Below are 26,621 nucleotides of genomic sequence, written 5' to 3'. Positions count from 1 at the left end.
ATCAAGCTTGGGTATTATATAGGGTTTTAACGTGCGGTTTTCAAGATTCTTTGTTTATCTCGGTTCCACTCGCGTTCTTTTTCGGTGGCACGTTTGTCATGAAGTTTCTTACCTTTAGCCAGTCCGATGTCGCATTTGACCTTGCCGTTTTTACTCCAGTGCATATCCAGCGGAACGATGGTGTAACCGCCGCGATCGACCTGGCCGATCAAGCGATCCAGTTCACGACGGTGCAACAACAACTTGCGCAAGCGCATCGGGTCGTGGATCGTGTGGGTCGATGCGGTGATTAGCGGCGTGATTTGAGCGCCGAAAAGATAGGCTTCATTGTCTTTTAGAAGAATGTAGCTTTCACGAATGTTGACCTTGCCTGCACGGATGCTTTTGATCTCCCAACCTTCTAGAGAAAGTCCGGCTTCGTGTACTTCTTCGATGAAGTAATCGTGACGCGCCTTTTTGTTTTGCGCAATCTGATGGGAGTTATCTTTTTTATTCGATTTTTTCTTCGCCATAAGGGGTAAAACAACCGTGCTTTAATTCTGTTTTAAGTGGATGCGTATTATATCAGGCTACAATCCGGGCGTTAAATTTATACTTAGTTGATTAATTTGCGTCCGCTTAGGCAGAAGTCGATTACGGATTCAGGAACAGCCTGCTGCATTCGTTTGATATCCAGCTCAAAATCGCGATCGGGTGCGTTTCGTCCGTCCAGTTGCAAATGTAGCGGTTGCTGTTTTTCTAGGGAGCGGTTTAGCAGCTTGAAGACGTCTTTGGTATCGTCGGTGTTGGAGGCGCCGCGGAAATCGGGCATTTCCTGATAATTGAATGTGAAGTAGAAACTCATTCCCAATAGGCCGGGTGATTGCTTAACATCGGTTTTGAAGAGTTTGGTTAAGTGATTGTTTTGTCCGCCAAGCAGCACTTTTATGCGTTCGCTGTCGCTGCCGGTGGAAACTTTTAAGTCGTGCTTGGCATTGTAGACAAAACCGTGCTCGGCGAAAGACGCGGCGACGTTGGTCAGGCTGCCATCCGAGTTTTTCAGCTTATCTTCCTGTTCCAGAAATTGCACGCTGAAGTTAGTGTAGTAGGGGCGGCGACGGAAGAAAAACGCGGGTTGAGTGGAAAAATCTTTAGGAATATAGAGAATCTTGGCTTCGTCGATTTTATCGGTGAAGTCGTCGGCGCTGTAGTTGACCACAAAGCTGTCTTTGATGAATCCACCTGCGGAGGCTGGCGGGTTTTCAATTTCCTGGTACTCGCCTGCGGCGGCATTGAACGTGGCGCATATCAAGCCGATGGTAATCAAATGTTTCATATCGAGCCCTCTGTGTTTTGGATTCGGTGACGGATTCTTTTATGGATTATAGCGCAATCTTTGTGGAATTCACGGAACACTCTTTAAGCCGGGTGGCGGAGCTTTGGTATAATTCCCTTTTTTAGGCATTCGCCGCTTTCATGATTACGTGTTTGATGAAATGTGAAACGGATCGGGGGATGTGAATATTTTTAGTCAGTGTGGAATATAGCTGTAGATATGAAAAAGATCACAAGAACGGCCTTGCTTCCTTATTCGGCACAGCAGGTTTTCGACCTTGTTAATGATGTCGCTTCTTATCCGGAATTTTTGCCTTGGTGTGGTGATGCAGAGGTGGTTTCTCAAACCGAGTTTGAAATGCAGGCGAAGGTCACCATTGCCAAAGCGGGTATCAAGCAGACTTTTAGTACACGCAATCACCTTGTGCCGGGCCAGCGGATTGAGATGAATTTGGTGGACGGTCCTTTTAAGGCGTTAAAAGGCGAGTGGGAGTTCAAGGTATTGGATGTCGATGCCTGTAAAATCAGCTTTGAAGTGGAATTTGAGGTCAGTAGCGGTTTATTGAATGCGGCGATTGGTCCGATATTCGAGCAGATTGCGAATACCTTGGTGGATGCATTCTGTGAACGTGCCAAACAAGTCTACGCTTAACTCAAAAGGATAATCCATGCGTATTGAAGTAGCTTACGCTCTGCCGAAAGAGCAGTATTTATTCGAGCAACAAGTAGAGGAAGGCTGTACGGTCGAGCAGGCTTTAAAGTCCTCCAAGTTAATGGAAGAGTTTCCTCTGCTTGACATCGATAAGGTTGGAATTTTCGGTAAGCAGGTAACGTTGGATACGGTGTTGCGTGAAGGGGACCGTATCGAGGTATATCGTCCGCTGAAGGTCGATCCGCGTGATAGAAGACGTCAGCAGGTCGAGAGCGAACGTCGTCAGCAGAAAGATTGAGATATAAATTAAAGTCATTCGATTTGAAGAATCTATGAAGACGCGGAGGTAAAGGTAAGGGATTCATTTAACCTCCCGCCTATGGTTTTGGAAGAGGTCAGAGGCGGGGGATTGGCTTAGATGAGTGCTTGCCGATTAGTGGTCTTGAAGCTGAATGGGTTCTTCGGAGATTTTCCAGGATTCAATCATCTGGTCGGCATCGAATACGACCGACAGGCGTTTAACCGCATCCGGATGGAAATTGTCGTCGGTGGTATAGAATGCGTAACTCCAAATATTTGGATTGAATGGATCTTCACCCATCGGCGGACCGAATAACTGTCTTGTCTGGTCCTTGGTTAAGCCTTCTTGCAATAGTCCAATCGCTTCCTGAGAGATGATGGTGCCTTGTGTTAAGGTGGCTTTGTAGGGTTCAAAAATTGAACATCCCGCCATCATGCTTCCCGATAAGCCTAACGCTAAAAGTAGTTTGGAATGTTTCTGGGCGCTAAGCAGAGCCGCTTTAAGAACAGAGTTCAGGATTGGGGTCATTTTCATTAATATTCTAGTTGGCTCAAAAATGGTTTATTATACACGCTATCGAAGAGATGTGGATGCGTCACAATCACAATAATAACGTATAAGGAATTGAGGTTCAAATGAGCGGAGCGGAGCTGAAGAAAAAGGGCTTGAAGGTTACCTTGCCGAGATTGAAAATTCTTGAGATTTTGGAGAGTGCAGGTGAAGATCACCATTTAACCGCGGAAGACGTTTATAAGATATTATTGGATCAAGGTGAAGAGGTTGGCTTGGCAACCGTTTACCGTGTACTGACTCAATTCGAGCAGGCCGGTATTGTGCGTCGCCTGAATTTTGAGAACAATATTTCGATTTTTGAATTGGATACCGGCGACAACCATGACCATTTGGTTTGTTTGAAGAGCGGCAAGGTGAAAGAGTTTGTCGATGCGGTTATCGAGGAACGTATCCAAGAAATTGCCAAAGAGAACGGTTACGACCTTTCGGGCCATAATTTGGTAATTTACGGAACCTTACCGGAATAACGGTTTGGGTCTGACGGGATTCAGCAGTTCGTTAAGAAAAAGCAGCCAATGGCTGCTTTTTTTATTTTCGGAGTAGGGCGTTACCAAAGGTTGGCCGATTAAGCGTTTTCTTATAAAGAGGATTTTAATTCCCCAGCAGCGAGACTTCTGTCATACCGTTACATTTGTCTATCTTGAATAGAACTTCGCAATATTCGTTTTGTTCGTCCAGTGGCGTCGGATCGTCGGCGCAACTGCAACCGGAAATAATGCCGGTGTAAAAGAGACCTGTTTTTACGAAGATGAAGTCTCTATCTTCCTCCGTATTCAATACCATCACCTTGAAGTCATCGAACAACGCATAGCTTGATAAAGATAGACCCGCTTGTAAAGGTAGTTTTCTGCCATCCAAACGTTGTACTTCCGCAATAAAACGGGGTTTGAAGTCGGCCGTCGTCCAGGTGCTGAGAGAGTCGGTTAATTGAATCATATTGACGGATATTCCGGATTTAAGTTTCTGTACGGAAGGATTTTGAATTCGTTCAGAGAAGATTGTAAAGATTGATTAAGCAGGTTTCGGGCATAAAAAAACCGCCCGGTCACAATGAAATTCAATGCGGCGGAGCGGTTCAGTTTCAACCCGGATTTACTTGGGTTTAATCCGGGATTAAATCACGGTTTATTTGCCCAATACCTTTTTCAAAGCGGATAGGCAGAAAAGAACGTTCTCTTCTTTGGCCGAGAAGCCCATTAGGCCGATACGCCATACTTTACCGGCGAAGTCGCCAAGACCAGCACCGATTTCCAAGTTGTATGTGTTTAACAATTCGGAGCGAACCGCCGCATCGTCAAAGCCTTCCGGAATCCAAACAGAGTTTAGTTGCGGCAAACGAACCGCTTCGTCAACTACGAACTTGATGCCCATTTCTTCAAGACCGGCTTTCAGTTTTTCATGCATGGCTGCATGACGTGCCCAAGCGTTTTCCAATCCTTCTTCTTTAAGCATGACCAATGATTCGTGCAAACCGTAAAGCGCATTGATTGGCGCGGTATGGTGGTAGGCACGTTTGGCACCTTGACCCCAGTAGCCCATAACCAAGTTCAAATCCAGGAACCAGCTCTGTACTTTGGTTTTACGGTTGCGGACTTTATCCAAGGCGCGCTCGTTGAAGCTGACCGGTGACAAACCTGGCGTACAGGAAAGACATTTCTGGGTACCGGAATAGATCGCGTCAACACCCCATTCGTCCACTTTAATCGGAACGCCACCCAATGAAGTTACGGCGTCAACAATGGTCAAACAGTCGTATTTTTGTGCGATATCACAAATCGCTTTCACATCCGAGCAAGCACCGGTTGAGGTTTCAGCGTGTACGAATGCAACGATTTTTGCGTCGCTGTGTTCTTTTAATGTCGCTTCCACTTTTTCGGGAGAAACCGCCGTTCCCCAATCGTCGTGAACCTCAATGCAGATTCCGCCGGTACGTTCGACGTTTTCTTTCATACGCATCCCGAAAACACCGTTGATGCAGACAATGACTTTATCGCCCGGTTCGACCAGGTTCGCGAAGCAGGTTTCCATGCCGGCCGAACCAGGTGCCGATACCGGCATGGTCATTTCGTTTTCTGTCTGAAACGCATACTTTAAAAGGGTTTTGACTTCGTCCATCATGCGGACGAATTCAGGGTCAAGGTGACCGATAGTCGGACGAGCCATGGCAGATAGAATGCGTGGGTGAACGTCGGAAGGGCCTGGACCCATTAAAGTACGAATAGGTGGATTGAATGATTGCATAGCGTTCAACTTTCCTTACTTGAGATTGCTACCGTTTCAGTAGGGTGATAAAAAAATTGGATGAAACTTGATTTAAATCAATTATAATCCCAATTATGAGTGTTATACAAGAATTGATACAAACGTTACCTAGCGGTAGCGTGATTGCAGACACGGAGCAGTGTGCGCCTTACGAGTGTGACGGATTGTCGGCCTATCGGCAGAAACCTCTGGCGGTTGTGCTTCCTAATAATGTCGAAGAAGTGCAAACGGCATTACAAATCTGTAAAAAACATAAAACACCTGTGATTACACGCGGTTCGGGTACCGGATTAGCCGGCGGCGCACTGCCGCTTTCCGAAGGAATCGTACTTGGTCTTTCCAAGATGAACCGTATTTTGCATATCGATCCTTTGGCACGCACTGCCGTGCTTCAACCGGGCGTCAGAAACATTTCCGTGACTCAAGCGGTCGAACCTTACGGCCTTTATTACGCACCCGATCCTTCCTCCCAAGTTGCCTGTTCGATTGGCGGTAACGTTGCCGAAAATTCCGGCGGTGTACATTGCCTTAAATACGGCTTGACCGTCCATAACGTTCTTTCCATCACCGTGGTGAATATGGAAGGCGATATTTTGGTCTTGGATGAAAAAGACGACGGCATTGACCTGTTGGCTTTGTTGAACGGTTCGGAAGGCCTGCTGGGTGTGATTGTCGAAGTCAAAGTGAAGCTGTTGCCTAAACCGGATACCGCTCAGTTGGTTATGGCGGGGTTCGATTCCGTAAGTGCCTGTGCCGATGCGGTGACCAGTGTGTTGGAACGCGGTATTATTCCGGCCGGTTTGGAAATGATGGATAAGTTTTCGATCAAGGCGGCGGAAGAGTATGCGCAGGTCGGATATCCGCTCGATGCCGAGGCATTGTTATTGTGTGAAGTTGACGGTAGTTTCGATCAGGTAAAAGTGGACACCCAGCGAATCGCTAAAATTCTCGAACGTAGCGGAGCCACCACCATCAAGGTTTCTCAAAATGAAGCGGAGCGTATCGCTTTGTGGCAAGGACGTAAAAACGCCTTTCCGGCCGTCGGTCGATTTTCGCCGGATTACTATTGCATGGACGGAACGATTCCGCGTAAGCGGCTTGCGTTTGTGTTAGAGCAGATTGAAAAACTTTCTCAGAAATATCAATTGGAAGTGGCGAATGTCTTTCACGCCGGTGACGGTAATTTGCATCCGCTGATTCTGTACGATGCGAATAAGCCGGGTGAACTGGAGCAGACCGAAAAATTCGGTGCCGAGATTCTTAAATTGTGTTTGGATGTCGGCGGAACCATCACCGGTGAACACGGTGTCGGTGTCGAGAAACTGGATTCGATGTGCCACCAGTTTGCGACGCCGGAATTGGAAATTTTTCATGCGATTAAAGCGGTGTTCGACGACACCGAATTGATGAACCCAGGAAAGGCCGTGCCGACGTTGCACCGTTGTGCGGAAGTCGGGCAGATGCACGTACATAATAATCAATTGCCTTTCCCGGAGTTGGAGCGTTTTTAATGAGCGATTCGTTTAGCAATCAATTATCAGATCAGATTAAACAGGCAGCAACTGAAAAGCGTACCCTTCAGATTACGGGCAATAAAACCAAAGTGCCGCAGGTATCGGGTATTGAGGAAATTTCACTGAGCGAGAATAGTGGAATCGTCGCTTATGAACCGTCGGAGCTTGTGATTACGGTTAAGTCGGGCACCAAGCTCACCGATTTAAAAGCCGCTTTGGCCGAGCATAATCAAATGTTGGGATTCGAGCCGCCGGATTATGGCGGTTCGACCATCGGCGGGACTTATGCCTGTGCTTTAACGGGACCATCCCGACCTTTCCGTGGCGTGTTGCGGGATTTTGTTCTCGGCACCAAGATGATTGACGGACGAGGTCAGCAACTGACATTCGGCGGGCAGATGATTAAGAACGTCGCCGGTTACGACGTTTCCAGAATGATGGCGGGTTCCAAGGGATCAATGGCGGTGATTACCGAGTTGAGCTTGAAAGTCATTCCATTGGTCGAAGAAGTCACTTATTGTAAAGAGATGCCGGAAGACGAAGCGATTGTTCTTATGAACAAGATGGCCGGAACCACTTTGCCGCTGTCCGGCTGCGCTTACTATAACGGGCTTTTCTATTATCGCGTCTTCGGCGAACATGCCGAACAGGATGCAATGCAATGCGATAACGATATTTGGCTGACGCTGAATCCGTTCCAGCCCAAGCTTGAAGCCGGACAGAAGTTGTGGCGTGTGGATACCGAGGGTCCGGCACCTTCGATTCCAAATACCATTGCCGTCGGTATGTGCGGACAGCGCCGCTGGGTGATCAGTGATGAAGCGCCGGCACCGTATTCGACTTTATGGCAGAGTTATTTCGCCCCGCGTCATAATGATCCGGATGCCATTTCTAAAATCAAAGCAGGATTGAAACAGGTGTTTGATCCTTACAATGTGTTCAAGCCTTTATAAAATTCTATGCAAACTCATATTCCAGTTGATTTATTGAAAACCACTACGGGTAAGACCGCCGATCAGATTTTGCGTTCGTGTGTGCACTGCGGTTTCTGTCTGTCGGCCTGTCCGACCTACGGTATTTTAGGCGATGAACTCGACTCTCCACGCGGCCGTATTTACCTGATTAAAAACGCTTTGGAAGGCAAACAGGTCAGTGCAAATTCATTGGTGCATTTGGATCGCTGTTTGACTTGCCGGTCTTGCGAAACCACTTGTCCGTCGGGGGTGGAATACGGTCATTTATTGGATATCGGCCGTGAGTTTATCGAAGAGAAAAGTCCGCGTCCATTGCCGCAACGATTGTTTCGTTGGACGTTGCGCAAGACATTGACAACGCCCAAATTGTTTAACTTTTTGATTGCTCTGTGGCCTTTCGCCAAGCACTCCAAAGCCGACCCGAAATTGGAACAATTGCTGGCGGCTGCCCAGGAAGAATCTCACCCTAAACAGGTTTTGTTGGTTTCCGGCTGCGTTCAGCCTTCTTTGGCGCCGAACATCAATTTGGCGACGCGCAACGTCTTGCACCGTTTGGGCATCGGAGTGATAGAGACTCCGCAGGAGCAATGTTGCGGTGCGGTGGATCACCATCTTTCGGGTACCCGGGATGCATTGTCAAAGGTTAAGCGTAATATCGACGCCTGGTTGTCCGAGTTGGATCATGGTGCGGAAGCGATTATTTCCAACGCCAGCGGCTGTGGAGTGATGATCAAAGATTACGCCCACCTTTTGAAGGACGATAAAGCCTACGCCAAAAAGGCCAAAAGAGTGGTCGAACATACAATGGATATTTCCGAATATCTGTTAAAACAGGATTTGAGTGCGTTTAAGCGTACTCATAACGAGAAAATCGTGTTCCAGTCGCCGTGTACGTTACAACATGGTCAGAAACTGGGGGGCGTGGTCGAAAAAACGTTAGTCGATTTGGGCTTTACACTGAACCCGGTTCAAGATTCGCATCTATGCTGCGGGTCGGCGGGAACTTACTCGATTACCCAGAAAAAACTTTCTCACGAGTTGCGTGATAACAAGCTGAATAATCTGTTAAAGGATGAACCCAGCGTGATTGTCACCGCAAACATCGGTTGTCTGATGCATTTGCAGAAGGGCACCAACACGCCGGTAAAACACTGGATTGAACTTTTATAAAAATTTTCGCAAGCTTGCAGATTCAACCGTTCGAAACTTGGTAAACTTCGAATGAATTTGGACGCGTCGAAAATAGGATTACACTCGGTCATCGGGGGCTGAGCAAGCAAGGCTACAAAGGAAGATTTATGTCGGACATTGAAATTGCACAAAACGCTAACATGAAACCCATTATTGAACTGGCGCACCAGTCGTTCGGGATTCCCGCAGAGCATTTAGACCCCTATGGTCACTATAAGGCAAAGTTGTCTTTGGAGTATGTCGATAACCTTTCGCATCGCAAGGAAGAAGGTAAGTTGATTCTGGTCACGGCGATCAGCCCGACACCGGCAGGAGAGGGTAAAACCACGACGACTGTCGGTCTGGGCGATGCGCTTAACCGTATCGGCAAAAAGACGATTATGTGTTTGCGCGAACCGTCTCTTGGGCCGTGTTTCGGAATGAAGGGCGGTGCGGCCGGTGGCGGTTATTCGCAAGTGGTTCCGATGGAAGACATCAATCTTCACTTTACCGGCGATTTTCACGCCATCGGCGTCGCCCATAATCTGTTAGCGGCGATGATCGATAACCATATTCATCAAGGCAACGCTTTGGAAATCGATGCACGCCGGGTTAAGTGGAAGCGTGTGGTGGATATGAACGATCGTGCTTTGCGTGACATTACGATCGGTCAAGGCGGGCCTGCCAACGGTTATCTGCGTGAAGACGGCTTCGATATCGTCGTGGCTTCCGAAGTCATGGCAATTTTGTGTTTGGCGACCAATCGCGCCGACTTGAAAGAGCGTTTAGGGCGCATCGTTATCGGTTACAAGACCGACGGAGTGTCGCCGGTTTACGCGAGTGATCTAAAAGCACACGGTGCTATGGCGGCTCTGTTGAAAGATGCCATCAAACCGAACTTGGTGCAAACGTTGGAGAACAATATCGCGATCGTTCACGGCGGGCCTTTCGCCAATATCGCACACGGCTGTAATTCGGTGACCGCCACTAAAACCGCTTTGAAATTGGCGGATTATGCCGTGACAGAAGCCGGATTCGGTGCCGATCTAGGGGCGGAGAAGTTCTTGAATATCAAGTGCCGTTCTTCAAAATTGAAGCCGTCGGCGGTGGTGTTGGTGGCAACGGTTCGCGCTTTGAAATATCACGGCGGGGTGGAGAAAGACCATCTGAACCAAGAGAACTTGGAGGCACTGGAAATTGGTTTTGCCAATTTGGAGCGTCATTTGCATAACGTCACCGTCAATTACGGCTTGCCGGCGGTGGTGTGTATCAATCACTTCACTTACGATTCGGACGAAGAGACGGATCTTTTGATCAAAAAGTGCGAAGCGTTAGGTGTGAAGTGTGTGGTTTCCAAACATTGGGCCGAAGGCGGAGCGGGTGCCGAAGAGTTGGCGCGTGAAGTGATTGATATCGTCGATAATCGCGAACCGGGTTTCAATTATTTGTATAACGATGAGTTGCCGATTTGGGAAAAAATCGAAACCATTGCGATCAAATTGTACGGTGCTAAAGAGATTACCGCTGGGGTTAAGGTGCGTAATGACATCGCACGCCTGCAGGAAAAGTATGGTGATTTACCGATCTGTATGGCGAAGACGCAGATGTCGTTTTCTACCGATCCGACTTCCAAAGGTGCGCCAAGCGGGCATACGGTCGAAATCAGTGATGTTAAGTTGGAAAACGGTGCCGGATTCATCGTCGCCATTGCCGGTAACATGATGACTATGCCGGGATTGCCGAAAGTGCCGACGGCTGAAAAGATCGATATTTCCGATGAAGGCGTGATCACCGGATTGTTCTAAGGGACAAGTGTAATTTATCGGAATTTAAAAGAAAACAGGCCCGGATAAAACCGGGCCTGTTTTGCTTTTGGTTAAGACGTTTGAGCTGAATCTTAAATGAAACAACCTGTCAGGCGCTTTTCTGTTGCGCCACTTTGAGCATTTCTTGAGCATGGTTCAGGGTTTGTTCGGTAATCTTCAAACCGCCCATCATGCGGGCCAACTCTTCGACACGGCCTTGTTCGTCGAGTTCGACGACTTGGGTGAAAGTCTGTTCGCCTTTAGTCTGTTTTGAAATGTGCAAGTGATTGTGGCCGTGCGAAGCAACCTGCGCCAAGTGCGTGATGGAGAAAATCTGTTTATGTTCTCCCAGTTGACGCATTTTCTGCCCGACCACTTCAGCGATGCCGCCGCCGATGCCGACATCAACCTCGTCGAAGATCAATGTCGGCAGGCTGGCGACTTCGGCAGTCGCCACCTGAATCGCCAGGCTGATACGCGATAACTCACCGCCGGACGCGACTTTGCTTAAGGCCTGTAAAGGCTGGCCTTTGTTGGCTGTAACCAAGAATTCGACCTTATCGGTACCGTTGGCACTTGCGTTGTTACTGTCGCTTAACTGAACCTCAAACCGGCCGTTTGGCATCCCCAGTTGCTGCATTCCTTCGGTGACGATTTTGGAAAGCTTGTTAGCGGCTTTTTGTCTCGAAGCGTTTAAGGCCTTGGCGGCTTTCTGGTAATCCGCCCAAGCCTGTTCGATTTGAGTTTTGAGTTCGTCGATCGAGTGGTCGGATTGTTCCAGGTCTTCAAGAGATTGCTGAATTTGATTTTGTTTATCGATCAATTCTTCCGGATCGATATTATATTTTTTGGCCAAGGCAAACAGTTGCGAAAGACGTTCTTCGATGGTTTGCAAATACAGCGGGTCGATCTCGACCGATTCTGCATGGCTTTGAATTTCACTGGCGGCTTCCTGAGCTTCAATTAAGGCACTGTTCAGCTGGCTTAGACTGCTTTCCAGTGCAGGGCTGAAATCGATGATGCCCTCTAGGGTGTGAATTGCCTGATTAATCAAATCAGCCGCGCCTTGTTCGCCTTCAATCGCTTCATAGGCATGCTGGCAGGCTTGTTTGATTTCACTGGCGTGCGACAGCTGACTTTGCTCTTCCGAAAGTTCATTAAATTCCCCTTCCAGAGGAGCCGTTTCTTCAAACTCGTTAAATTGGAATTGCAGTAATTCCAGTTTGCTCTGATAGTCGGCCTGGTCTTCTTGAAGACGGTCGAGTTGCTGTTTGAGGCTTTGCCAGTTTTTGAAATGGGTTTTAGTCTGTTCGATCAACGACGGGTGCGCAGCATAAGCGTCCAGCAATCCCAATTGCTTGTGGGTGCTCAGTAAGGATTGGTGTTCGTGTTGACCGTGAATATCGATCAGCAGGTTGCCGATGCTTTTCAATTGGCTGGCCGGAATCGGACGGCCGTTGATATAGGCTTTGGAACGACCCTCCGAGGTGACGGTACGACGCAGGTAACATTGGTTATCGTCGTCGAGGTCTTGTTCGACTAGCCAGGCCTGTACGTGAGGTAAATGCTCGACATCAAACAGCGCGCTGACGTCGGCGCGTTCCGTGTTGTGACGCACCAATCCGCTGTCGGCGCGTTCTCCTAATGCTAATCCTAAAGCGTCCAATAAAATCGATTTACCCGCACCGGTTTCACCGGTCAGCGAGCTGAATCCGTTTTTGAAGTTTAGAGTGAGTTTTTCAATCAATGCTAAATTCTGAATCGAAAGTTCTTGCAGCATGGATGGGTGGCTTCCTATAGTTTATCGCCCCAGCGAAGTTTGGCTCTGAGTAATTCAAAATGGTCGTGCCCTTTTGGATGTAGCATTTTAATGAACTTTGGGTTCCTTGTCACAATGGTACGATTCAGTGCCGAAATTTCGTGGGTGACCTGTCCGTCGCAAATGATCTGAGCAACACCGTTGCAGTCTTCGTGCGGGCGCAGTTCGACGACGCTGTCACCTGAAATTACGAAAGGACGGGTGCTCATGGTGTGCGGGTTGATCGATACCAGAGAGATCGCGTCCAGATCGGGATCCAAAATCGGCCCCCCGGCGGATAGAGCATAAGCGGTCGAACCGGTCGGGGTGGAGATAATCATACCGTCGGAGCGTTGGCTGTTAAGGAAACGGCCGTCGACGAAGGTTTCGAATTCGATCATGCGCGGCGAATCGGTTTTGTGAATCACCACATCGTTGAAGGCGCGCTGTTCGAAAACGATGTTTTGGTTTTCGTCGTAGATACTGACTTTTAAAAGGTTGCGCTGCTCTTCTTCGTAAATGCCGGACAGGATTTCTTCCAGTGCGGTAATCATGTTGTCCGGCGAAATGTCGGTCAGAAAGCCCAGACGTCCCAAGTTAATTCCTAAGATCGGCACTTCGTCTTCGACGATGCAGCGAACTACATCCAAAAAAGTACCGTCTCCGCCGACGACGATCGCCAGATCGATCTTTTTGGAGAGATGTTCGCGCGCAACGATTTCGATGTTGTATTTTTCGCCCGGAAAATTATGGCACGAGGTGTCGTCCAAGTAGATGGTCTTGGATTTCGACTGCAGAAATTGAATTAAGGTCTCAATGTTGTCCCAACATTGAGCGCCCGAATATTTGCCAAAAATACCGATTTTTTGAAACATCTTTTACGTTACCCATACAGAAAAGTCGCCTCAGGTCTTGAATAACCTGTTTTCGATCTTATAATTTAGCACTCTAACCATGAGAGTGCTGAAATGTTAAACGACCGCTCACAACTTTTGTTTAAAAACTTAATGGGATTATACCTGAATGAAGGTAAACCGGTAGGTTCTACAACACTAGCAAAGCTCCCTGAAATCGGATTGAGTTCGGCAACGGTGCGTAACGTCTTGTCAGACTTGGAAAATATGGGTTTGATTCAGTCTCCGCATACGTCTGCCGGAAGAATTCCGACGGAAATGGGCTACCGTTTTTTTGTCGATTCCATGGTCACTTATCAGCCGCTTTCAAAGAAAAATATCGCGACCATTCAGCGGCAGCTTTCGCCTGCATTCAGTCAGGACGAACTATTGGCGCATGCTTCGAAAGTGTTGTCCGGGATGACTGGAATGACCAGTATGGTGTTGATGCCGAATAAAGAGCGGGAAATTTTAAAGCACATCGACTTTGTCAGCCTTGGCGGCAATCGCGTGTTGGTCGTGTTGTTATTTAACGACCAGGATGTACAGAACCGCATAATCGAACTGGAGGAAGCCGCTTCCCCGTCCGAATTGCAACAGACCGCTAATTTCCTGAACGAACAGTTTGTCGGTAAAAATCTGGCGGAAGCTAAAGCGTTGTTGGTTGAGCGCATGCAGACGATTCGTCAGTCGATGAACAGATTGATGTTGTCGGTGGTGGAAGCGACCGATTCGGTTTTGACTCAGCAGCTGGATCAGAAATTGCCGTACCTGGTTTCGGGTAAGACCAATTTGTTGAATTATCAGGAGCTGGCCGATTCGGAAAAGCTAAGAGCCTTGTTCGATTCGTTCGAGAAACATTCGGATATGTTGAATCTTTTGGATAAAAGTCTGAAAGCCAAAGGGGTACAGGTCTTTATCGGAAATGAGTGCGGAAACGAAATTTATCGAGGTTGCAGTATCGTCACTACGCCTTATGAAGTGGATGGTGAGGTATTGGGTGTACTCGGAGTTGTGGGGCCGAGTCGAATGCATTACGAAAAAGTGGTCCCGGAAGTGGACGTAACCGCAAAAATTTTAAGTTCGCTCTTGAAAAAATAGCAGGGCGTTCTTAGTTAACTAGAATTCGAATTACATTAATTAGTTTTACTTAATTTTTTTAAAGATTTTATCTAATAGGAAAAGTGTCGTGGCAGAGAATAAAGCAACGGAAAATCAGCAGGAAGAAAACATCCCGACCGCAGAAGAAGCTCTAGAGCAAGCGGAAGAGGCTTTGGAACAGGCGGAAGAAGCCGTAAAAGGTGATATCGAAGCTTTGTTGGAAGAAGCGCGCCAGGAAGCGGCCGCACATAAAGACTTGGCTTTGCGTTTACAGGCGGATATGGAGAACTTGCGTCGTCGTACTCGTTTGGATGTGGAAAACGCCCATAAATATGCATTGGAGAAGTTTGTCGATGCTTTGATTCCGGCAATGGATTCGATGGAAATGGGTATGGAAGCGGCGCTTAAAGAAGAAGCGTCGGTTGAAAGCATTCGTGAAGGTGTGGAGATTACTTTCAAACAAATGTTGGATATCTTGCAATCGTTCAATGTGGAGCGCGTCGATCCTTTAAATGAAAAGTTCGATCCGCAGTTGCATGAAGCGATGACGATGGTACCTTCGCCGGATCATGAGTCGAATACCGTTATGAACGTGATTCAGAAAGGTTACACCTTGAACGAACGTTTGGTTAGACCTGCTCGCGTTATTGTGGCGCAGTAAGCTTTTTTCAGAGGGTTAAACGGGGTTTTATCGGGAAAAATTCAAATAAGCCTAAATTAAATCGAAATTAGGCTTGAAAACCGGAACCCCAACCCTATAAACGAGACAACAGTTAAAAAGTTTTAAGTATTATTCTGGAGAATATGGAAATGGCAAAAATTATTGGTATTGACTTAGGAACCACCAACTCATGTGTGGCGGTAATGGAAGGTAAAGACGTTAAGGTTATTCCTAACGCCGAAGGTGCTCGCACTACGCCATCGATTGTTGCTTACACGGCTGACGGTGAAGTTTTGGTTGGGGATTCTGCAAAGCGTCAAGCGGTGACTAACCCGACTAACACTTTATTTGCGATCAAGCGTTTGATCGGTCGTCGTGCCGACGATGCGGTTGTGACGAAAGATAAAGACATGGTTCCTTACGAAATCGTTGCGGCTGATAACGGTGACGCGTGGGTTCAGGTAGGTGACAAGAAGCTGTCTCCTCAGGAAGTCTCTGCACGTACTTTGATGAAAATGAAGAAGACGGCTGAAGATTATCTAGGTCATGAAGTGACTGAAGCGGTTATCACCGTTCCTGCTTACTTCAACGACGCTCAGCGTCAGGCGACTAAGGATGCCGGTAAGATCGCAGGTCTTGAAGTTAAGCGTATCATCAACGAGCCGACAGCGGCGGCGTTGGCTTACGGAATGGACAAAGTCACCAGCGACAGCAAGATTGCGGTTTACGACTTGGGTGGTGGTACTTTCGATATCTCGATCATTGAAGTGGCTGATCTGGACGGTGAGAAGCAGGTTGAAGTACTTTCAACTAACGGTGACACTTTCTTGGGTGGTGAAGACTTCGATAACGTGATCGTCGATTACATCGCGGGAGAGTTCAAAAAAGACCAGAATGTTGATCTTAAATTAGATAAGTTGGCTCTACAGCGTGTGCGTGAAGCGGCTGAGAAAGCGAAAATTGAACTTTCGTCTCGCGAACAGACCGATATTAACTTGCCATATGTAACGGCGGATGCAACCGGTCCTAAGCACTTGAACATGAAAATTACCCGCGCCAAGTTTGAATCATTGATCGAAGCGTTGGTTAAGCGTTCAATCGAACCATGTAAAACAGCGCTAAAAGATGCAGGTCTTTCCGCTTCTGAAATCGACGATGTTATCTTGGTGGGTGGTTCGACTCGTGTGCCTATGGTTCAGGCTGCGGTTAAAGAGTTCTTCGGTAAAGAGCCTCGTAAAGACGTTAACCCGGATGAAGCGGTTGCGATGGGTGCGGCGATCCAGGGTGGTGTATTGTCCGGTGATGTAAACGACGTACTTCTTCTTGACGTTACTCCTCTGTCTCTAGGTATCGAGACTATGGGTGGCGTAATGACTAAGTTGATCGAGAAGAACACTACGATTCCTACTCGTAAGTCTCAGGTGTTCTCGACAGCGGAAGATAACCAGTCTGCGGTAACCATCCACGTCCTTCAAGGTGAGCGTGAAATGGCGTCAGGCAACAAGTCTTTGGGTCAGTTCAACTTGGATGAGATTCCTGCGGCGCCTCGCGGTATGCCTCAGATCGAAGTGACATTCGACATCGATGCCAACGGTATCTTGAACGTATCTGCGAAAGATAAGAATTCAGGTAAAGAGCAGCACATCACGATCCAGGCTTCATCCGGTCTTTCGGAAGAAGAAGTGGAAGCGATGATCAAGGATGCGGAAGCGCATGCGGCTGAAGACGCCAAAATGAAAGAGTTGGTCGAAGCTCGTAACCAAGCGGATGCAATGGTTCACGCAACTCGTAAGATGGTGACTGACGCAGGTGATGCGGCGGATGCAGCTGAAAAAGAAGCGGTTGAAGCGGCAATCAAAGACCTTGAAGAAGCGATCAAGGGCGATGACAAAGCGGCAATCGAAGAGAAAACTCAGAAGCTAGCGGAAGCGAGCCAGTCTATCGCGCAGAAAGCACAAGCCAAGCAGCAGGCGGGCGGTGCCGAAGCGGAACAGCAAGGTTCGACTGAAGCAGCGGATGACGACATCGTTGATGCCGAGTTCGAAGAAGTTGATGATTCTAAAAAGTAATCATTGAGCGACGTATCTCGTTATAATGCGTCGTTAAAATACGCGGGCGACTCGAAGGAGTTGCCCGTTTTTCTATGTTTCTTAAGTTAATATTCAAAAACTCAACGGGCCCGTTCGGTTTGCAGGGCTTTTGAATGTTAATTTTTAAATTAAATATGATAATAAGCACTGAATTACTATGAGCAAAAGAGATTATTACGAAGTCTTGGGTGTGGCTAAGACCGCTTCAGAAGGTGAAATTAAAAAGGCTTACCGCAAGATGGCGATGAAATACCATCCTGACCGTAACCCTGATAACAAAGAAGCGGAAGACAATTTTAAAGAAGCGTCTGAAGCGTATGAAATTTTGTCTGATTCTCAGAAGCGTGCAACTTACGATCAGTTTGGCCATGCCGGTTTGGAAGGTGGCCATGGCGGCGGACACGGTGGTTTCGGCGGCGGTTTCGGCGATGCGTTCGGGGATATTTTCAGTGAAATGTTCGGCGGCGGTTTCGGCGGCCAGCGTGGTCCTCAACCGGGTAACGACCTACAGTACGAATTGGAAATCTCTTTGGAAGAGGCGGTTGCCGGCACCACGGTCGATATCCGCATACCGACCAAGGATCTGTGTGACGCTTGTGACGGTACCGGTGCGGAGCCTGGATCGGACGTGCAGACGTGTCCGACCTGTCACGGTGCCGGTCAGGTACGCATGCAACAAGGTTTCTTTGCTGTAAACCGCACGTGTCCGACCTGTCACGGTCAAGGTAATATCATCAAGACGCCTTGTAAGAAGTGTCATGGAGAAGGTTATACCCACGGCAATAAGACCCTTTCGGTCAAGATTCCGGCCGGTGTCGATAATGGCGACCGTATTCGTCTTCAAGGCGAGGGTGAAGCGGGTGAACTCGGAGCGCCGCGTGGGGACTTATATGTACGAATTCGTGTTAAGCAACACTCAATTTTCGAACGCGACGGTAATACTTTGTATTGTGAGTTGCCGTTGAGTTTTACAACGGCTGCATTGGGCGGTTCGGTTGAAGTGCCGACGTTAGGCGGTAAAGCCAGTCTGAAAGTGCCGGCGGGAACCCAATCTGGACAGCGCTTCAAGTTGTCAGGAAAAGGGGTGAAATCGGTGCGTTCTTCTTACACCGGAGACTTGATCGTTCAGGTTAATATTGAAACGCCGGTTAAATTGACGACTCGTCAAAAAGAGTTGTTGCAAGAGTTTGAAGAGAGTTTGCAAGGCAAACACTACAAGCAGCACAGTCCTAAATCCCACTCGTTCTTCGATTCGGTGAAGTCGTTCTTTACCGGCGATGACGAGAGTGATAAATCATCTAAAAAAGATGATAATGGCCCTTGGAACGGTTAATCGCCTGACGATAAGAGAAAGAGGATAAACGAATTATGAGCGAATATAGAGTCGCGATTATCGGCGCTTCAGGGCGTATGGGAAAAAATTTGATTGTGGCGGTCGATCAGACTGAAGGTCTGCGTGTTTCTGCAGCAATCGAGCGTCCGGAAAGCAGTTTAATTGGTGCGGATGCCGGTGAATTGGCCGGTATCGGTAAGGTGGGTGTCTCGATTGTGGGTTCAATTGAGTCGGTTGTAGACGATTTTGATGTGCTGATCGATTTCACGACGCCGGCGACGACGGTGCATAACTTGGACGTTTGCGTCGAGCATGGGAAAAAGATCGTCATCGGAACGACCGGATTTGACGAGGCCGGTTTGGCGGCCATTGATCGCGCGGCTGAAAAGATTGCGGTGATTTTCGCGGCTAATTTCAGTGTGGGTGTGAATCTGTGTTTGAAATTGTTGAAGCAGGCGGCCGAAGTGTTAAACGAAGGTTACGACATTGAAGTGATCGAAGGCCATCACCGTCATAAAGTGGATGCTCCGTCCGGTACCGCTTTGAGAATGGGGGAAGTGGTTGCAGACGCGTTGGGGCGCGACCTGAAAACCTGTGCAGTCTACGGGCGTGAAGGCATTACCGGTGAACGTGATCCGAACACCATCGGTTTCGCGACAGTACGAGCCGGCGATATCGTTGGCGACCACACGGTTTTGTTTGCAACCGAAGGCGAGCGGGTCGAAATTACCCATAAGGCTTCCAGCCGAATGACGTTTGCCAAAGGTGCGGCGCGTTCTTGTCACTGGATTCAGGATAAGGCAACCGGATTGTACGATATGCAGGATGTGCTGAATTTACGATAAGTCGGTTTTTTGTTCTATTTTTTTCGGTTTTGTTTGAAAAATCGCTAAAGTATTTAAATGAAGCTATCTGCAGTTAAATGTGTATAGTTTGAAGCGTAAAAAAACCGATTTGGATTGATCTTATCAAATGAAGTTGGCCAGCTAATTCAAAACCAGGCGTAATCCTTGAGGGTTGCGGAAATTTAGGGCCATTTCGTCCTAGACATTAAAGATGGAATCAAGTAAAATCCGCGTAATTAAAATTTACGACTAAAATTAGATATTTAGTGGTTGTTTACGAGGTATTTTGCAAGGATGACTGACTGTCATTTAGCCAACTAGAAAACGGAGTGAGTCCCTGTGAGGGGGCTGGCTCCGTTTTTTTATGTGCGAAATATTTTATCGAAGCAAATCCGTATCGAATTTCAGGTTTTAGTCTTAAACAGACATTCTACTTGGGCGGACACAATACATGACACAGGCTTTACTGGCTTTAGAAGATGGTACCCTTTTCTGGGGAACTTCACTGGGTGCAGAAGGGGAAACCGTGGGCGAGGTGGTTTTCAATACCTCTTTGACCGGTTACCAGGAGATTCTCACCGATCCTTCTTACTTCAAACAAATTGTTACTTTGACTTACCCGCATATCGGTAACGTCGGGGTGAATGCGGAAGATGAAGAGTCGCCGCGCATTATGGCGCAAGGGCTTGTGGTTAAAGATTGTCCTGTTTTGATGAGTAACTTTAGAGCGGAAAAGACGCTTCCCGAGTATCTGAAAGAGCAGAATGTGGTTGCGATCGCCGATATCGATACGCGTAAGCTGACTCGTATTTTGCGTGATAAAGGCGCCCAGTCCGGCGTAATCGTTGCCGGAGAAAATATCGATGCTGAAAACGCGGTTGCTCAAGCCAAGGCGTTCAGCGGTCTGAAAGGGTTGGATCTTGCCAAGGAAGTTACCACGTCTGAGACCTATGTGTGGACAGAAGGTACTTGGGTTTTGGGCGAAGGGCATAAAGACTGTTCAGCCAACCAGGATTACCATGTCGTCGCTTATGATTACGGTGTAAAACGCAATATTTTACGCATGCTGGCCGATCGCGGCTGTAAGCTGACGGTGGTTCCGGCTAAAACATCTGCTCAAGAAGTGTTGGCAATGAATCCGGATGGTGTTTTCCTTTCCAACGGTCCCGGTGATCCGGAACCTTGCGATTACGCGATTGAAGCGATTCAAGAAATTCTTAAAACCGAGATTCCTGTGTTCGGAATTTGCCTAGGTCATCAATTGTTGGCATTGGCCAGCGGTGCGAAAACCGTGAAGATGAAGTTCGGTCACCACGGTGCCAACCACCCGGTCCAGGATATGGACAGCAAGCGCGTTATGATTACTTCCCAGAACCACGGTTTTGCCGTGGATGGCGATAGCCTGCCTGCCAATGTAACTGCGACTCATAAGTCTTTGTTCGATGGTTCTTTGCAAGGGATTCAGCGCACCGATAAAGCCGCATTCAGCTTCCAAGGGCATCCTGAAGCGAGCCCGGGTCCACACGATGTGGCACCGTTATTTGATCAGTTTATTGCCAATATTCAAGCTTATAAAAAAGCTTAACGATAATACATAGGAAGAAGTAAGAAATGCCAAAAAGAAGTGATATTAAAAGTATTCTGATCATTGGTGCCGGCCCTATTATTATCGGTCAGGCTTGTGAGTTCGATTACTCAGGTGTTCAGGCGTGTAAAGCGCTTAAAGAAGAAGGTTACCGCGTTATTCTGGTCAACTCCAACCCGGCGACGATTATGACCGACCCGGAGTTGGCGGATTCCACTTATATCGAACCGATCGAGTGGAAAACCGTTGAGACGATTATCGCTAAAGAGCGTCCGGATGCGATTTTGCCGACCATGGGTGGTCAGACCGCATTGAACTGTGCTTTGGATCTTCATGACCGCGGGGTTCTGGAAAAGTATAACGTCGAATTGATCGGTGCTAATGCCGATGCGATCGATAAGGCTGAAAACCGTGACCGTTTCCGTCAGGCAATGACCAAGATCGGTTTGGATATGCCGGTGTCCGCCGTTGCACACAATATGGAAGAAGCTTGGGAAATCCAGAAACAAGTCGGCTTCCCGACCGTTATCCGTCCTTCTTTCACTTTGGGTGGTTCCGGTGGCGGGATCGCATACAACAAAGATGAATTCGAGCAGATCTGTAAGTTCGGTCTGGACCTGTCTCCAACCAAAGAGTTATTGATTGAAGAATCGATCGAAGGTTGGAAAGAGTACGAAATGGAAGTGGTCCGCGACAGAAACGATAACTCGATTATCGTTTGTTCGATTGAAAACTTGGATCCAATGGGGGTGCATACAGGTGACTCGATTACCGTTGCACCGGCTCAGACTTTAACGGATAAAGAATATCAGATCATGCGTAATGCCTCTTTGGCAGTATTGCGCGAGATCGGTGTTGAGACGGGTGGGTCTAACGTCCAGTTCTCGATTCATCCGGAAACCGGTCGTATGATCATCATTGAGATGAACCCGCGTGTATCTCGTTCATCGGCTTTGGCTTCTAAAGCAACCGGTTTTCCGATTGCTAAAATCGCAGCGAAATTGGCTGTCGGTTATACCTTGGACGAGTTATCGAATGACATTACCAATGGTGCGACTCCGGCTTCTTTCGAGCCGACTATTGATTATGTTGTAACCAAAGTACCGCGTTTCACGTTTGAGAAATTCCCGCAAGCACAAAACCGTTTATCGACACAGATGAAGTCGGTCGGTGAAGTCATGGCAATGGGGCGTAACTTCCAGGAATCGATCCAGAAAGCATTGCGCGGTTTAGAAACCGATAAGAACGGTTTTGACGAAATCATGCCGTTGGCAACCATGGATGAAAAAGACATCAAGGATAAATTACGTCAAGAGTTACGTAATCCGGGTGCTCAGCGTCTATGGTATGTCGCAGATGCATTCCGTGCCGGTTGGGACTTGGAAGCGGTGTTTGAAAGCTCGAAAATCGATCCGTGGTTCCTGGCTCAAATCAAAGAACTGATTGATATGGAAGACGATATCAAACAGCGTGGTTTGGATGCGTTGGATGAAGTGTATCTGCGTAACCTTAAGCGTAAAGGTTTCTCGGATAACCGTCTGGCTACGTTGTTGGATACCGATGCGGCATTTGTTCGTAAATTCCGTCATACGTTAAATATTCGTCCGGTTTATAAGCGCGTGGATACTTGTGCAGCCGAGTTTGAAACTTCAACGGCTTATATGTATTCAACCTATGATGAAGAGTGTGAAGCGAATCCTTCAGACAAAGAAAAAATCATGATTTTAGGTGGCGGTCCAAACCGTATCGGTCAAGGTATCGAGTTTGATTATTGCTGTGTTCATGCGGCGATGGCGATGCGTGAGGACGGTTATGAAACCATTATGGTTAACTGTAACCCTGAAACCGTTTCTACCGATTACGATACCTCGGATCGTCTGTATTTTGAGCCGTTAACGCTTGAAGACGTACTTGAAATCGTTGAAGTCGAAAAGCCTAAGGGTGTGATCGTGCAGTATGGCGGTCAAACCCCACTTAAGCTGGCGGAAGATTTAGAAGCGGCAGGTGTACCGATTGTGGGAACTTCACCGGAGTCGATCGACTTGGCGGAAGACCGTGAGCGTTTCCAAAAAATTCTGAATGACAACGATCTGTTGCAACCGCCTAACCGTACTGCAACCAATGCAGACGAGGCGGCTATCTTAGCGAAAGAGATTGGTTATCCGTTAGTTGTTCGTCCATCTTACGTATTAGGTGGCCGCGGAATGGAAATCGTTTACGACGAAGCAAACTTGATGCGTTACATGCAGGCTGCGATTGATGTTTCCAATGATTCTCCGGTGTTATTGGATCGCTTCTTGGACGATGCGGTTGAGCTGGATGTCGATGCAATTTGCGACGGCGATCAAGTGGTTATCGGCGGTATCATGGAGCACATTGAGCAGGCGGGTATTCACTCAGGTGACTCGGCATGTTCGTTGCCTCCATACAGCATTCCTGAAGAGATTCAGGACCGTATTCGTGTACAAGTCGAGAAAATGGCACACGCGTTAGGCGTAGTTGGTTTGATGAACACACAGTTTGCCGTAAAAGGTGACGATATTTATGTGTTAGAGGTTAACCCTCGTGCCTCTCGTACGGTTCCGTTCGTTTCAAAAGCCATTGGTTATCCTTTGGCTAAAATTGCGGCACGTTGTATGGTGGGTCAAAAGTTGGCCGATCAAGGTTTCACCTCCGAAATTAAACCGAAACATTACTCTGTTAAAGAAGCGGTTTTCCCATTTATTAAATTCTTGGGCGTGGATCCGATTCTCGGGCCTGAAATGAAATCGACCGGTGAGGTAATGGGTATCGGAAGTAGCTTTGCACAAGCTTACTCAAAAGCTTCTCTAGCGGCAGGTACGGTTTTACCTTTATCCGGTAAAGCATTTTTATCTGTTCGTAAAGCGGATCGTGAACGGGTAGTTGATTTAGCAAAACAGTTAATTTCACGTGGTTTTGAAATCGTGGCTACACGAGGCACTGCGGCTTCATTGATGGAAGCGGGTGTAGAGTGTGAAACCGTTAACAAGGTGACTGAAGGTCGTCCGAATATTGTGGACTCTATCGTAAACGAAGAGATTGCATTGATCGTGAATACCTCTGACGGTTCTGTGAGTATTCAGGACTCTTCAAGTATTCGCCGCGAAGCATTGATGCACAAAACTTGTTATACGACGACAATTGCAGGTGCATTTGCAATGGTTGCGGCGATGGACTTCCTTGAAGACCAGCCGGTGACACGTCTGCAAGACCTATAATTCATTTTTTGTTGTTTTTAGAGCGCCAAAGTCTATAGAGCATGGACTTTGGCGTTTGTGTTTTGATAGAGTGTTAAGTTAAAAACGCTTAGAAAGGAAGAAGATGTATGAATAAGCATCCTATGACAAAAGAAGGTTCGGAAGCGCTTCAGGCGGAATTGAATAAGCTAAAAAAAGAAGATCGTCCGCGTATTACTGAGGCCATTGCAGAGGCGAGAGAACACGGTGATTTGAAAGAGAATGCCGAATACCATGCTGCACGTGAACAGCAGGGTTTAGTGGAAGCGCGCATCAAACAGATCGAAGCGGTTCTATCGAACGCTCAGATCATTGATGTAACCAAGTTGAATCCGAACGGTAAGGTTGTGTTCGGCGCGACCGTGACGGTATTGAACTTAGATACGGATGATGAAGTCAGTTACAAGATTGTGGGGCATGAGGAAGCCGACGTTTCCGCCAATAAGATTTCCATCAACTCTCCGATTGCTCGCGCCTTGATCGGGAAGCAGGAAGGCGAAGAAGTTGTGGTTGCCGCTCCGAGCGGTAATATCGATTACGAGATCATCGAGATTCAATACGTTTAACGATTGAGAAACGGCGATTGATTTTTAGGCCTGCATGTTTTCGGATTTGCAGGCTTTTTTATTAAGGGGAAGAGGGTGACGTTAAAATCGAATCGATTGAATGCCATGGTTAAGATCCTGATATCGAGTTTTGGATTGATTTTTGCCACTTGGCTCGCGGTTTTCGGCTATCTGGTTGCACCAACCTTGTTTTCATCATTGGATTCCGTTCAGGCGGGAAATCAAGTGGGTAAATTGCTCTCGGCCACGAATTTCATTTTATTGGCGGCGCTGCTGATTTTGGTAATCGCCAAATCTTTCTTCTTAAAGACGTTAGCTTCAATATGGATGTTGCTGTTAAGTGCTCTGATTGTTATTGTCAGTGAGTTCTGGTTAACGCCGAAAATGCAGTTGATTAAAGAACAATACCCCCAGGGAATTTTAAAATCTTCCGAACACTGGCACAGCTTTATGGCAATGCATGGCGTGTATCAACTCTTGTTTTTAACCCTTATACTACTTCTCGTAGTTTGGTCGCTTGCAAACCTCAATAGGTTGTTTCTAGAGAATCAATTGGATGATAAAAAAAGTTTATAAGCATTTAATTATTTTCTAACCCCTTTTGGGTTGCAATTTAAGATGAAAAACGTCAAAATTGACCTGTTATAGAGACAAACCAAACCTGGAGTTTATTAATGAAACACTTAACACTTAAAGCTTTATTCATTTCTGCTTTTGCTGCAGTATCTTTGAACGTTCAAGCAGCTGATGACACTTACTCTCAGTGTCTAGCCGATGCAGAACATGTTATTGCTACCGCTAAGAAAGACGGCGGTCCTGCTGCTCGCGAAATCGAACAAAAAACAACTGTTGAAGCTTGCATGGCAGAACTAGACGCAATCGAAGCTAAATACGGTGACAAAACTAAAGGATTAAATCCTTCTTCAGTAATGACTCCAGAAGATCGCGCTAAATGGGCGAAGCTTTTCGACGCTATCGATGCTAAGAAATTCACTGGTACTCGTTACAACATGGCTGCTTACTACCGTTAATTGGTAATTTGCCTTTGTTGAAAAAGCCGGTTTTTACCGGCTTTTTTATTTTCTGATGATTCAAATTTTGAAATACGGCGTTAGGGTTAATGAAAAAGAATCTTTTTGAAACGGTTTTTGAGTGTCTGATGGAGAAAGACCTCAATCAAAAAGTTGGGCAGTTGGCTCAATTGCAAGAAGATTGGTCGCAAGACCGGTTTGATTTTGCACCGACCCAAACGATCGTGCGTATTCCTGATCCCGGTAGACCCGAAATGCCGGTTTTGGTTTCTCCGAAAGAGTTACCGCGAAGAGGCTTGGGAACGCAAGAGGGGCACGCCTCTTTAATGCATTCAATCGCCCATATTGAATTCAATGCGGTTAATTTGGCTTTGGATGCGATTTACCGTTTCCAGAACATGCCTTACGAATATTACCGAGATTGGTTGGGCGTTGCCGGTGAGGAAGCCTATCACTTTCAGATGATTCGCGAACACCTTAACCATTTGGGCTACGAATATGGCGACATGCCCGCTCATAACGGCCTGTGGTTGACGACCTACGAAACCGATCATGATCCGATGGTGCGCATGGCTTTGGTTCCGAGAACGCTTGAGGCCAGAGGATTGGACGTCACGCCTCCGATGATCCAGAAATTGCGTGCGATTGGTGATAAACGCGGTGTGGAAATATTAAAAATTCTATTAAGAGACGAAATCGGTCACGTGGAAGTGGGTACACGCTGGTTCCGTTATCTTTGTGCCGAAAAGGGCGTCAATCCGTTTACCGAGTTTCAGTCGATTATAGAAAATTATTTTCACGGCGATTTGCGAGGACCTTTCAATTATGAGGCGCGCACTCAGGCCGGATTCTCCGAGGAGGAGATCCAATGGTTAAAGACCTTGTAGCGGGAGGGT

General features: G+C 47.3%; 25 protein-coding genes. 18 read left to right on the top strand and 7 right to left on the bottom strand.

Annotated elements, in window-relative coordinates; translation table 11 throughout:
- Nucleotides 1-26: 26 nt before the first annotated feature.
- Both smpB and ABY044_RS02745 read right to left on the bottom strand, forming a co-directional pair.
- Complete coding sequence (smpB, locus tag ABY044_RS02750; RefSeq protein ID WP_373017921.1) at nucleotides 27-512, bottom strand: SsrA-binding protein SmpB; 486 nt, start codon at nucleotides 510-512, stop codon at nucleotides 27-29.
- Between the two features lie 83 nt (nucleotides 513-595).
- Nucleotides 596-1,315: a hypothetical protein gene (locus tag ABY044_RS02745; protein WP_373017919.1), complete on the bottom strand. Its 720-nt coding sequence runs from the start codon at nucleotides 1,313-1,315 to the stop codon at nucleotides 596-598.
- A 219-nt stretch (nucleotides 1,316-1,534) separates the two neighbouring features.
- Here ABY044_RS02745 and ABY044_RS02740 point away from each other — a divergent pair, with 219 nt between their 5' ends.
- Both ABY044_RS02740 and ABY044_RS02735 read left to right on the top strand, forming a co-directional pair.
- Nucleotides 1,535-1,966, top strand: a complete 432-nt coding sequence (locus ABY044_RS02740; RefSeq protein ID WP_373017917.1) for a type II toxin-antitoxin system RatA family toxin — start codon at nucleotides 1,535-1,537, stop codon at nucleotides 1,964-1,966.
- A 16-nt stretch (nucleotides 1,967-1,982) separates the two neighbouring features.
- Nucleotides 1,983-2,264: an RnfH family protein gene (locus ABY044_RS02735; protein ID WP_373017915.1), complete on the top strand. Its 282-nt coding sequence runs from the start codon at nucleotides 1,983-1,985 to the stop codon at nucleotides 2,262-2,264.
- A gap of 135 nt (nucleotides 2,265-2,399) precedes the next feature.
- On the opposite strand, the gene ABY044_RS02730 is transcribed toward ABY044_RS02735, so the two are convergent.
- Entirely contained in the window at nucleotides 2,400-2,801 is a 402-nt protein-coding gene (locus ABY044_RS02730) for an outer membrane protein assembly factor BamE (protein ID WP_373017913.1), read from the bottom strand.
- Nucleotides 2,802-2,902: 101 nt separating this feature from the next.
- On the opposite strand from ABY044_RS02730, the gene fur reads away from it, so the two are divergent.
- Nucleotides 2,903-3,307: a ferric iron uptake transcriptional regulator gene (gene fur, locus ABY044_RS02725; protein WP_373017911.1), complete on the top strand. Its 405-nt coding sequence runs from the start codon at nucleotides 2,903-2,905 to the stop codon at nucleotides 3,305-3,307.
- A 124-nt stretch (nucleotides 3,308-3,431) separates the two neighbouring features.
- Here the strand turns inward: fur and ABY044_RS02720 are convergent, their stop codons facing one another.
- Entirely contained in the window at nucleotides 3,432-3,776 is a 345-nt protein-coding gene (locus tag ABY044_RS02720) for a hypothetical protein (protein ID WP_373017909.1), read from the bottom strand.
- A gap of 189 nt (nucleotides 3,777-3,965) precedes the next feature.
- Nucleotides 3,966-5,081 carry an alanine--glyoxylate aminotransferase family protein gene (locus tag ABY044_RS02715; RefSeq protein WP_373017907.1) on the bottom strand — a complete coding sequence of 372 codons (1,116 nt, stop codon included), beginning with the start codon at nucleotides 5,079-5,081 and terminating at the stop codon, nucleotides 3,966-3,968.
- A 95-nt stretch (nucleotides 5,082-5,176) separates the two neighbouring features.
- Between ABY044_RS02715 and ABY044_RS02710 the strand changes: the two genes are divergently transcribed.
- From ABY044_RS02710 to ABY044_RS02695, 4 genes are all read left to right on the top strand, one after another.
- Nucleotides 5,177-6,613: an FAD-linked oxidase C-terminal domain-containing protein gene (locus ABY044_RS02710; RefSeq protein WP_373017905.1), complete on the top strand. Its 1,437-nt coding sequence runs from the start codon at nucleotides 5,177-5,179 to the stop codon at nucleotides 6,611-6,613.
- Nucleotides 6,613-7,569 (top strand): FAD-binding protein, encoded by a 957-nt coding sequence (locus ABY044_RS02705; RefSeq protein ID WP_373017903.1) that lies wholly within the window; start codon nucleotides 6,613-6,615, stop codon nucleotides 7,567-7,569. Before ABY044_RS02710 ends, ABY044_RS02705 begins: the two co-directional genes overlap by 1 nt.
- A gap of 6 nt (nucleotides 7,570-7,575) precedes the next feature.
- A complete protein-coding gene (gene glcF, locus ABY044_RS02700) occupies nucleotides 7,576-8,760 on the top strand; it encodes a glycolate oxidase subunit GlcF (protein WP_373017901.1) in 1,185 nt (394 codons plus the stop codon).
- 128 nt (nucleotides 8,761-8,888) lie between these two features.
- Nucleotides 8,889-10,565, top strand: a complete 1,677-nt coding sequence (locus ABY044_RS02695) for a formate--tetrahydrofolate ligase (RefSeq protein ID WP_373017899.1) — start codon at nucleotides 8,889-8,891, stop codon at nucleotides 10,563-10,565.
- Nucleotides 10,566-10,674: 109 nt separating this feature from the next.
- On the opposite strand, the gene recN is transcribed toward ABY044_RS02695, so the two are convergent.
- Nucleotides 10,675-12,345 carry a DNA repair protein RecN gene (gene recN / locus ABY044_RS02690; RefSeq protein WP_373017897.1) on the bottom strand — a complete coding sequence of 557 codons (1,671 nt, stop codon included), beginning with the start codon at nucleotides 12,343-12,345 and terminating at the stop codon, nucleotides 10,675-10,677.
- 14 nt (nucleotides 12,346-12,359) lie between these two features.
- Nucleotides 12,360-13,238, bottom strand: a complete 879-nt coding sequence (locus tag ABY044_RS02685) for an NAD(+) kinase (RefSeq protein WP_373017895.1) — start codon at nucleotides 13,236-13,238, stop codon at nucleotides 12,360-12,362.
- A gap of 93 nt (nucleotides 13,239-13,331) precedes the next feature.
- Between ABY044_RS02685 and hrcA the strand changes: the two genes are divergently transcribed.
- The 11 genes from hrcA (at nucleotide 13,332) to ABY044_RS02630 (ending at nucleotide 26,612) form a co-directional block, all read left to right on the top strand.
- A complete protein-coding gene (gene hrcA / locus ABY044_RS02680; RefSeq protein ID WP_373017893.1) occupies nucleotides 13,332-14,357 on the top strand; it encodes a heat-inducible transcriptional repressor HrcA in 1,026 nt (341 codons plus the stop codon).
- A gap of 88 nt (nucleotides 14,358-14,445) precedes the next feature.
- The gene (gene grpE / locus ABY044_RS02675; protein ID WP_373017891.1) at nucleotides 14,446-15,018 is read left to right on the top strand and encodes a nucleotide exchange factor GrpE; all 573 of its coding nucleotides are present in this window, start codon (nucleotides 14,446-14,448) and stop codon (nucleotides 15,016-15,018) included.
- A gap of 149 nt (nucleotides 15,019-15,167) precedes the next feature.
- A complete protein-coding gene (dnaK, locus tag ABY044_RS02670; protein WP_373017889.1) occupies nucleotides 15,168-17,087 on the top strand; it encodes a molecular chaperone DnaK in 1,920 nt (639 codons plus the stop codon).
- Between the two features lie 178 nt (nucleotides 17,088-17,265).
- Nucleotides 17,266-18,441, top strand: coding sequence for a molecular chaperone DnaJ (gene dnaJ, locus ABY044_RS02665; RefSeq protein ID WP_373017887.1), 1,176 nt, complete (start codon nucleotides 17,266-17,268; stop codon nucleotides 18,439-18,441).
- 35 nt (nucleotides 18,442-18,476) lie between these two features.
- Nucleotides 18,477-19,286 (top strand): 4-hydroxy-tetrahydrodipicolinate reductase, encoded by an 810-nt coding sequence (gene dapB / locus ABY044_RS02660; protein WP_373017885.1) that lies wholly within the window; start codon nucleotides 18,477-18,479, stop codon nucleotides 19,284-19,286.
- 451 nt (nucleotides 19,287-19,737) lie between these two features.
- The gene (carA, locus tag ABY044_RS02655; protein WP_373017883.1) at nucleotides 19,738-20,871 is read left to right on the top strand and encodes a glutamine-hydrolyzing carbamoyl-phosphate synthase small subunit; all 1,134 of its coding nucleotides are present in this window, start codon (nucleotides 19,738-19,740) and stop codon (nucleotides 20,869-20,871) included.
- A gap of 26 nt (nucleotides 20,872-20,897) precedes the next feature.
- On the top strand, nucleotides 20,898-24,110 hold the full coding sequence (carB, locus tag ABY044_RS02650) for a carbamoyl-phosphate synthase large subunit (RefSeq protein ID WP_373017881.1): 3,213 nt from the start codon (nucleotides 20,898-20,900) through the stop codon (nucleotides 24,108-24,110).
- Between the two features lie 107 nt (nucleotides 24,111-24,217).
- Entirely contained in the window at nucleotides 24,218-24,694 is a 477-nt protein-coding gene (greA, locus tag ABY044_RS02645; protein ID WP_373017877.1) for a transcription elongation factor GreA, read from the top strand.
- A gap of 75 nt (nucleotides 24,695-24,769) precedes the next feature.
- Complete coding sequence (locus ABY044_RS02640; protein WP_373017875.1) at nucleotides 24,770-25,270, top strand: DUF4149 domain-containing protein; 501 nt, start codon at nucleotides 24,770-24,772, stop codon at nucleotides 25,268-25,270.
- Between the two features lie 98 nt (nucleotides 25,271-25,368).
- Complete coding sequence (locus ABY044_RS02635; protein ID WP_373017873.1) at nucleotides 25,369-25,725, top strand: hypothetical protein; 357 nt, start codon at nucleotides 25,369-25,371, stop codon at nucleotides 25,723-25,725.
- Nucleotides 25,726-25,814: 89 nt separating this feature from the next.
- Nucleotides 25,815-26,612 carry a ferritin-like domain-containing protein gene (locus ABY044_RS02630; protein ID WP_373017869.1) on the top strand — a complete coding sequence of 266 codons (798 nt, stop codon included), beginning with the start codon at nucleotides 25,815-25,817 and terminating at the stop codon, nucleotides 26,610-26,612.
- The last annotated feature ends 9 nt before the right edge of the window (nucleotides 26,613-26,621 follow it).

The organism is Thiomicrorhabdus sp., assembly GCF_041583835.1.
Classification (GTDB): Bacteria; Pseudomonadota; Gammaproteobacteria; order Thiomicrospirales; family Thiomicrospiraceae; genus Thiomicrorhabdus.
This window is presented reverse-complemented; position numbering and strand designations above follow the sequence as displayed.

What these genes read in the sequence shown, in the direction of transcription:
- smpB (WP_373017921.1), bottom strand. Translation starts at nt 512, where the DNA reads ATGGCGAAGAAAAAATCGAATAAAAAAGATAACTCCCATCAGATTGCG.
- ABY044_RS02745 (WP_373017919.1), bottom strand. Translation starts at nt 1,315, where the DNA reads ATGAAACATTTGATTACCATCGGCTTGATATGCGCCACGTTCAATGCC.
- ABY044_RS02740 (WP_373017917.1), top strand. Translation starts at nt 1,535, where the DNA reads ATGAAAAAGATCACAAGAACGGCCTTGCTTCCTTATTCGGCACAGCAG.
- ABY044_RS02735 (WP_373017915.1), top strand. Translation starts at nt 1,983, where the DNA reads ATGCGTATTGAAGTAGCTTACGCTCTGCCGAAAGAGCAGTATTTATTC.
- ABY044_RS02730 (WP_373017913.1), bottom strand. Translation starts at nt 2,801, where the DNA reads ATGAAAATGACCCCAATCCTGAACTCTGTTCTTAAAGCGGCTCTGCTT.
- fur (WP_373017911.1), top strand. Translation starts at nt 2,903, where the DNA reads ATGAGCGGAGCGGAGCTGAAGAAAAAGGGCTTGAAGGTTACCTTGCCG.
- ABY044_RS02720 (WP_373017909.1), bottom strand. Translation starts at nt 3,776, where the DNA reads ATGATTCAATTAACCGACTCTCTCAGCACCTGGACGACGGCCGACTTC.
- ABY044_RS02715 (WP_373017907.1), bottom strand. Translation starts at nt 5,081, where the DNA reads ATGCAATCATTCAATCCACCTATTCGTACTTTAATGGGTCCAGGCCCT.
- ABY044_RS02710 (WP_373017905.1), top strand. Translation starts at nt 5,177, where the DNA reads ATGAGTGTTATACAAGAATTGATACAAACGTTACCTAGCGGTAGCGTG.
- ABY044_RS02705 (WP_373017903.1), top strand. Translation starts at nt 6,613, where the DNA reads ATGAGCGATTCGTTTAGCAATCAATTATCAGATCAGATTAAACAGGCA.
- glcF (WP_373017901.1), top strand. Translation starts at nt 7,576, where the DNA reads ATGCAAACTCATATTCCAGTTGATTTATTGAAAACCACTACGGGTAAG.
- ABY044_RS02695 (WP_373017899.1), top strand. Translation starts at nt 8,889, where the DNA reads ATGTCGGACATTGAAATTGCACAAAACGCTAACATGAAACCCATTATT.
- recN (WP_373017897.1), bottom strand. Translation starts at nt 12,345, where the DNA reads ATGCTGCAAGAACTTTCGATTCAGAATTTAGCATTGATTGAAAAACTC.
- ABY044_RS02685 (WP_373017895.1), bottom strand. Translation starts at nt 13,238, where the DNA reads ATGTTTCAAAAAATCGGTATTTTTGGCAAATATTCGGGCGCTCAATGT.
- hrcA (WP_373017893.1), top strand. Translation starts at nt 13,332, where the DNA reads ATGTTAAACGACCGCTCACAACTTTTGTTTAAAAACTTAATGGGATTA.
- dnaK (WP_373017889.1), top strand. Translation starts at nt 15,168, where the DNA reads ATGGCAAAAATTATTGGTATTGACTTAGGAACCACCAACTCATGTGTG.
- dnaJ (WP_373017887.1), top strand. Translation starts at nt 17,266, where the DNA reads ATGAGCAAAAGAGATTATTACGAAGTCTTGGGTGTGGCTAAGACCGCT.
- dapB (WP_373017885.1), top strand. Translation starts at nt 18,477, where the DNA reads ATGAGCGAATATAGAGTCGCGATTATCGGCGCTTCAGGGCGTATGGGA.
- carA (WP_373017883.1), top strand. Translation starts at nt 19,738, where the DNA reads ATGACACAGGCTTTACTGGCTTTAGAAGATGGTACCCTTTTCTGGGGA.
- carB (WP_373017881.1), top strand. Translation starts at nt 20,898, where the DNA reads ATGCCAAAAAGAAGTGATATTAAAAGTATTCTGATCATTGGTGCCGGC.
- greA (WP_373017877.1), top strand. Translation starts at nt 24,218, where the DNA reads ATGAATAAGCATCCTATGACAAAAGAAGGTTCGGAAGCGCTTCAGGCG.
- ABY044_RS02635 (WP_373017873.1), top strand. Translation starts at nt 25,369, where the DNA reads ATGAAACACTTAACACTTAAAGCTTTATTCATTTCTGCTTTTGCTGCA.
- ABY044_RS02630 (WP_373017869.1), top strand. Translation starts at nt 25,815, where the DNA reads ATGAAAAAGAATCTTTTTGAAACGGTTTTTGAGTGTCTGATGGAGAAA.